Annotated in this window: 6 protein-coding genes; all 6 read right to left on the reverse strand. The window is 67.9% G+C overall.

Annotation, left to right across the window (positions count from 1 at the left end):
* Positions 1-470: 470 nt before the first annotated feature.
* The gene (locus ACMUOO_RS16220; RefSeq protein ID WP_413855723.1) at positions 471-1,169 is read right to left on the reverse strand and encodes an ABC transporter ATP-binding protein; all 699 of its coding nucleotides are present in this window, start codon (positions 1,167-1,169) and stop codon (positions 471-473) included.
* Complete coding sequence (locus ACMUOO_RS16225) at positions 1,162-1,950, reverse strand: ABC transporter ATP-binding protein (protein ID WP_413855724.1); 789 nt, start codon at positions 1,948-1,950, stop codon at positions 1,162-1,164. Before ACMUOO_RS16225 ends, ACMUOO_RS16220 begins: the two co-directional genes overlap by 8 nt.
* Positions 1,950-3,134 carry a branched-chain amino acid ABC transporter permease gene (locus ACMUOO_RS16230; protein ID WP_413855725.1) on the reverse strand — a complete coding sequence of 395 codons (1,185 nt, stop codon included), beginning with the start codon at positions 3,132-3,134 and terminating at the stop codon, positions 1,950-1,952. Before ACMUOO_RS16230 ends, ACMUOO_RS16225 begins: the two co-directional genes overlap by 1 nt.
* Before the next feature lies 1 nt (position 3,135).
* Positions 3,136-4,053, reverse strand: coding sequence for a branched-chain amino acid ABC transporter permease (locus tag ACMUOO_RS16235; RefSeq protein ID WP_413855726.1), 918 nt, complete (start codon positions 4,051-4,053; stop codon positions 3,136-3,138).
* A 115-nt stretch (positions 4,054-4,168) separates the two neighbouring features.
* Complete coding sequence (locus tag ACMUOO_RS16240) at positions 4,169-5,305, reverse strand: branched-chain amino acid ABC transporter substrate-binding protein (protein WP_413855727.1); 1,137 nt, start codon at positions 5,303-5,305, stop codon at positions 4,169-4,171.
* A 139-nt stretch (positions 5,306-5,444) separates the two neighbouring features.
* The coding region (locus ACMUOO_RS16245) for a CoxG family protein (protein ID WP_413855728.1) at positions 5,445-5,874 on the reverse strand (430 nt) is incomplete at its 5' end.

Below are 5,874 nucleotides of genomic sequence, written 5' to 3' on the forward strand. Positions count from 1 at the left end.
CCGCCAGACCGCCGAAATCCAGATCCGCGTCGCCTTGATGAACCGCTTCTCAGCCCTCGGCACCGCCGAGATCGTCCGCGTGGCATGACGCTGACGGGGAAAGGGGACGTCACGCCTCAGGCATGAGGTCTGCAACAACGCCTCAGCGATCTCGCCGAACTCTTCTCGGTCTCACGGCCGACGATCTACAGAACCCTACAGCTTGCAGGACCCAAAATCAGCCCTTAGCGCACTATTCTGCCCCCTCCGGCATCAGACCCCAGTACGTCTGTCGAAGGTTTGGGTGGTCATCCGTCATCCGATTTTTGGAACAGAATCGGCCTTGGATGGAACGTGCGCCTACCGGGATTCGCGTTGGTGGATGCGGTCAGGCTCGAAGCTTGGTGGCATCTCGCGCATGCGGGGTCCGTGGCGGGCAGTGCGGCCATGGGGATGCGTCCTTTGGCTGGTGGCATCACATCATGTTGCGGTCAGAGGTAGAGCTTCCGCACGGTGTCGTCGCGGAGCAGTTCTGCGCTGGTGCCGCTGGCGGCGATGCGGCCGCGGATCAGCAGATAGCCGCGGTCGGCAAGCGACAGCGCGGTCTCGGCGTTCTGCTCGATCAGCAGCACGGTGGTGCCTTGGCGGTGGATTGCCGCGACGGTGGCGAAATACTCGTCGATGAGCTTCGGCGACAGGCCGAGCGAGGGTTCGTCCATGACGATGAAGGCGGGATCGCCGATCAGTGCGCGGGCGAGCGCCACCATCGCCTGTTCCCCGCCCGAGAGCGTGCCCGCGCCCTGGCCCAGCCGTTCGCCGATGCGCGGGAAGAGTCTGCCCACCGCGGCGAGCCGCTCCTCGAAAGGCTCGGTGCAGCGCGAGGCGTCGTAGCCGAGGCGCAGGTTCTGCCGCACGGTAAGCGAGGGAAAGAGCCGGCGGCCCTCGGGCACGAAGCCCACGCCGAGCGCGCCCAGCCGCTCGGTCCCGGTCGCCGCGACGTCCTGGCCCATGATCCGCACCCGCCCCCGGTCGGGCGCGACCAGGCCACAGATCGTGTTGAAGGTCGTGCTCTTTCCCGCGCCGTTCGGGCCAAGCAGGCATACGAGTTCCCCCTTCGCCACCGTCAGCGATACGTCGCGCAGCATCGGAACGGTCCCGTAGCTCGTCGAGATGGCCGAAAACTCAAGCATGGGCTGCCTTCTGTCCAAGGTAGGCCTCCTGGACCCGCGGCATGAGCCGCACCTCGCTGAAGTGGCCCTCGGCGATCTTCTCGCCATAGTCGATCACCACCACCCGCTCGGGCAGGGCCGCCACCAGCCGCATGTCATGCTCGATGATGATGTAGGCCAGGCCGGGCCGTTCGGCCATGGTCAGGCGGATATCCTCGATCAGGGCGTCGGTGTCGCGGTCGTCCATCCCCGAGGAGGGCTCGTCGAGCATGATGATCTTCGGGTCCGAGGCCAGCGCCCGGGCGATCTCCAGCCGCCGGCGGTCGGCCTGCGGCAAGGTGCCGGCGAGCGTGTGGCGGCGTTCGTAGAGGCCCGGCGAGACCAGCCGCAGGAGCTCGCCCGCGCGCTCGGCGGCGGCCTCGAACTCGGCCCGGGCGCGGCGCGGCCGCAGGAGCGCGTCGATGACGCCCGTGCGGGTGCGGCAGTGCATGCCGATGACGACGTTGTCGACGAGCGTGAGGTCGCCGAAGAGCCGGCTCGACTGGAAGGTGCGCGCGATCCCCGCCGCGGCAATCCGGTGGGCGGGCCACCCCGTGATGTCGCGGCCGTCGAGGCGCACCGTGCCGGAACTCTGCCGGTAGATGCCCGAGATCAGGTTGAACAGCGTCGACTTGCCGGCGCCGTTGGGGCCGATGATGCAGAGCGTCTCTCCCGCCGCGAGGCTGAGATCGACGCGTGAGACGGCGACGAGGCCGCCGAACCGGATCGACAGGTTGCGGGTCTCGAGCAGCGGCACGGCCATCACCGCCCCCCGTAGCTGCGCGGGCGCTGCGGGAACAGGCCCTGCGGGCGCAGGATCAGGAACAGGATGACGACGACGCTGACGAACAGGAGCCGGTAGTCGGCGAAGATGCGCAGCTTCTCGGGCAGGAGCGTCAAGAGGAACGCCCCGAGGATCACGCCGAGCGTGTTGTCCATGCCGCCGACGATCACCATGGTCATGATCGTCACCGAGACGAGGAAGGTGAAGTTGTCCGGCGAGATGTAGCTGACATAGGCGGCGTAGACCGATCCGGCGAAGGCCGCGAGGAAGGCATCGACCGCGAAGGCGAGCATCTTGTACCAGACGACGTTGATCCCCTGGCAGCGCGCGGCCAGTTCGTCGGCCCTGAGCGCGTTCCAGGCCAGCCCGACGCGGCTGTCATGCAGCCTTCGCGCGCTGACGATGGCCAGCGCCACCAGCGCCGCCGCGAGGTAGTAGAAATTGGCCTGGCTCGGCAGGCGCGCCCCGAAGAGCTCGATCGGCGCGGCGAAGGAATGCCCCAGGATCGTCGGCGCCGGGATACCGACAAGGCCGTTCGGCCCGCCCGTCCAGTCGAAGTTGTTCAGAAGCTGATGGACGACGATGCCGAAGGCGATGGTCACCAGCGCCAGATAGGTCTCGCGCGTGCGCATCGAGGGGAACCCCAGCAGGAAGCCGAAGGCCGTCGCCACCACCGCGGCGATGGGCAGGGTCAGCCAGAACGAGACGCCGAAGTCGATCGCCAGGAGCGCCGAGGTATAGGCGCCGATGCCGTAGGAGGCGCCGGTCGCGAAGTTCGGGATATTGGCGCTGCCGAGCTGGAAGTTCAGCGCCAGGGCCAGCACCGCGTAGAGCTGCGCGACGACTAGCAGGTGCAGCGCGTAGCTCGACCCCTGCATGGCGAAGGGATAGGCGAGCACGATCGCCGAACCCAGTCCCAGCGCCGTGAAGCGCGCGTTGCGGAACGCTGCGACGATGCGTTCCTCGATGGCGGGCCGGATCTGGAGGGCCGCGAACCCGGCGCCAAGAAGGACGAGCAGCGCCACGATGAAACGGGAATCGTCGGCCAGCAGGAACAGACCGAGGAGAAGCGCGCCGCCAAGCTCGGCCGCGGCGACGACCGCGACGTCGGCGGCGGACGTGTGACGCGCCGAAAGGGCTATTCTGGGCGGTTCGGCCATCATGTCAGACCTTCTCCATGATGGGCCGGCCGAGGATGCCCGAGGGCTTCAGAACCAGCACGACGATCACCAGCAGGAAGGCGAAGACCAGCCGGTAGGACGCTCCCTCGGCCATCGTCGCCTGCACGAGCGTGTCGATCCCGGCGATCAGCAGGCTGCCGAGGATCGCGCCCTGCATGCTGCCGAGGCCGCCGATGACGGCCGCCGAGAAGCCGATGAGGCCAAGCTGGATGCCGAAGTCGAAGCGGACCACGCCGGCATAGCTGGCAAAGAAGAGGCCGCCGATCGCCCCCACCGCCGAGGCGATGAAGAAGGTCGCGGCGAAGATGTGCCCCGGCCGGATGCCCATCAGCCGTGCGGTGGCGCGGTCCTCGGCGACGGCGCGGATCCGCATGCCGAGCGGTGTGTAGCGCATGACCGCGAAGAGCACCGTCATCATCAGGACCGAGACGGCGATGACGAAGAGACTGAACACCGGCACCGGCAGATCGCCGAGCTGAACCCGGCTTTCGATCAGTCGGGGAAACGGCTTGGGGTTGCTGCCTTGGGGATAGACCATGCGGATGACTTCGCGCACCACGGTGCCGAGGGCCACGGTCGCGACCAGCGCCATCATCGCCGGCGCGTTGCGGAACCGCCGGATCACCAGCCAGTCGGCGAGGACGCCGATCAGCCCCACCGCCACGATCGCCAGCACGCAGGCAAGGGCAAGGGCGCCGAGGGTCGCTGCCGGGAACACCGAGGCCAGCAGCGCCTGGACAACGGCCAGTACCACGAAGGGCGCCACGATCGACACGTCGCCGTGCGAGAAGTGGATCACGTTCAGCACACCGAAGAGCAGGCTGAAGCCGAGCGCCACCAGCGCGTAGATGCTGCCCAGCACCAGCCAGTTCAACAGGTTCTGCATGACGAATGCGTCCATCCGATCCTCCGTGACCGCAAGTTGCGATGGCGCCGGGTCATCGCCGGGACCGCGGCGCACCCCGCAGCAAGCGGCGGGATGCGCCTGGCACCGTTCTGACCCGACGCGCGGCCGCTCACTTGCCGAGCGTCACCCACTCGCCGCCCTTGACCACCTTGATCTCGACCTCGACCGGAATCTGCGTCTGCCCGTTCTGGTCGAAGGTCGTGGTGCCGAGCACGCCGTCGTAGGAGATGCCGCGGATCGCCTGGGCCAGCGCCGCCTTGTCCTCGATGCCCGTCTCCCTGATCGCGGCAAGAAGGATGCCCGTCGCGTCATAGGCGTACTTGGTGTAGGGGCTCTCGGGTTCGGCAAAGGCCCGCGCGGCGTAGTCGGCGTGCATCTGGTCGAGCTTCGGATTGGACTGCGCCGCCGGATAGCTAACCATCGTGCCCTCGGCCGCATCGCCCGCCAGCGCGATGAACTCCGGGTCGTAGAAGCCCGAGATGCCGATCATCGGGATGTCGAGCCCCAGTTCCACCTGCTGCTTGCGCAGGATCCCCGCCTCGGTGATGACGCCGCCGAAATAGATCCCGTCGGCGCCCGCATCCTTGATCTTGGTCAGCACCGCGCGGAAATCCGTGGTGCCCACGGGAAGCAGGTCGGTCGAGACGATCTGGCCGCCGGCCTCGGTGAAGAAGGCCTGGAACGCATCCGCGTTGCCGGTGCCGTAGTCGCTGGTGTCCGCGACGATGGCGACCGACTTCACCCCGAGATCGCTCGCCGCCCATTGCGCCAGGGGCAGGTTCTCGGCCAGCAGCGTCGGCGTCACCCGCGTCACCTCCGGCAGGTTCTGGTCGGTGATCTTCGGGCTGATCGCGCCCCAGACGATGAACGGCATCTGGAACCGGTTGAAGACCGGGATCGTCGCCAGCGCCACCGGGCTGTTCCAGTGGCCGATCGCCGCCACCACCTCGGCGTCGTTGACGAGCTTCATCGCCGCGCCGACGCCGGTCTGCGGGTCGGAGGCGTCATCGAGCGCAACGCCTTCCACCGCATAGGGGTAGTCGCCGGCATTGGCCTGCTCGATCGCGAGCAGGAAGCCGTTCTGCGCCCCGAGGCCCTGCTGGGCGTTGCCGCCGCTGACCGGGCCGATGAACCCGATCTTGATCCTGGGCTTGTCCTGGCCGAGCGCACCCGCCGGCGAAAGAGCAACCGTCGCCGCCAGCGCAAAAGCCCCCATCAGAGCGCGTCGCGTAATAGTGCCAAGCATCTCTCGTTCCTCCCTCTTGTTCATCTCGCTACCGGGTCGTTAAGACCTTCGGAGGTTTTTCCCCCGATGCGCCCGCGACCGAGACGGAACCGCGCTGCGCCAACACCCTTTTTATTTGCTGGCGCGCTTCTCGCGCCGCTCAGCCGACGATCCCCCAGGCGACAGCGATCAGCAGAACTACGATCAGCCCGCCCCACAGCAACCGCCTGCCCGCCGCACCTGCCCGCTGGGCCGCGGCCCCCGCAGCGTCGGCCTCGGCAGGACTGCTGCCGAGCTGTTCGCTCAGCGCGCCGAAGAACTCCTCAGAAAGCTTCTTCGCTGTCCCCTGGATCAGCCGCGACCCAACTTGCGCGAGCTTGCCGCCGATGTTGACGTCGGCGCTGTAGCGCAGCCGCGTGCCGCCCTTCTCGTCCTCCAGATCGACCCGCGCCTTGCCCCGGGCGAAACCGGCCGCACCGCCCTTTCCCTCGCCGGAAATCGTGTAGCCGCGGTCCGGGTCGATCTCGCTCAGCGTGATCTTCGCACCGAAGGTGGCGCTGACCGGGCCGATGGCGGCGCGCACGCTCGAG

The organism is Albidovulum sp., from assembly GCF_041919395.1.
Lineage (GTDB): Bacteria > Pseudomonadota > Alphaproteobacteria > Rhodobacterales > Rhodobacteraceae > Albidovulum.

Coding starts and splice junctions, on each gene's coding strand:
- ACMUOO_RS16220 (WP_413855723.1), bottom strand. CDS start 1,169: ATGCTTGAGTTTTCGGCCATCTCGACGAGCTACGGGACCGTTCCGATG.
- ACMUOO_RS16225 (WP_413855724.1), bottom strand. CDS start 1,950: ATGGCCGTGCCGCTGCTCGAGACCCGCAACCTGTCGATCCGGTTCGGC.
- ACMUOO_RS16230 (WP_413855725.1), bottom strand. CDS start 3,134: ATGATGGCCGAACCGCCCAGAATAGCCCTTTCGGCGCGTCACACGTCC.
- ACMUOO_RS16235 (WP_413855726.1), bottom strand. CDS start 4,053: ATGGACGCATTCGTCATGCAGAACCTGTTGAACTGGCTGGTGCTGGGC.
- ACMUOO_RS16240 (WP_413855727.1), bottom strand. CDS start 5,305: ATGCTTGGCACTATTACGCGACGCGCTCTGATGGGGGCTTTTGCGCTG.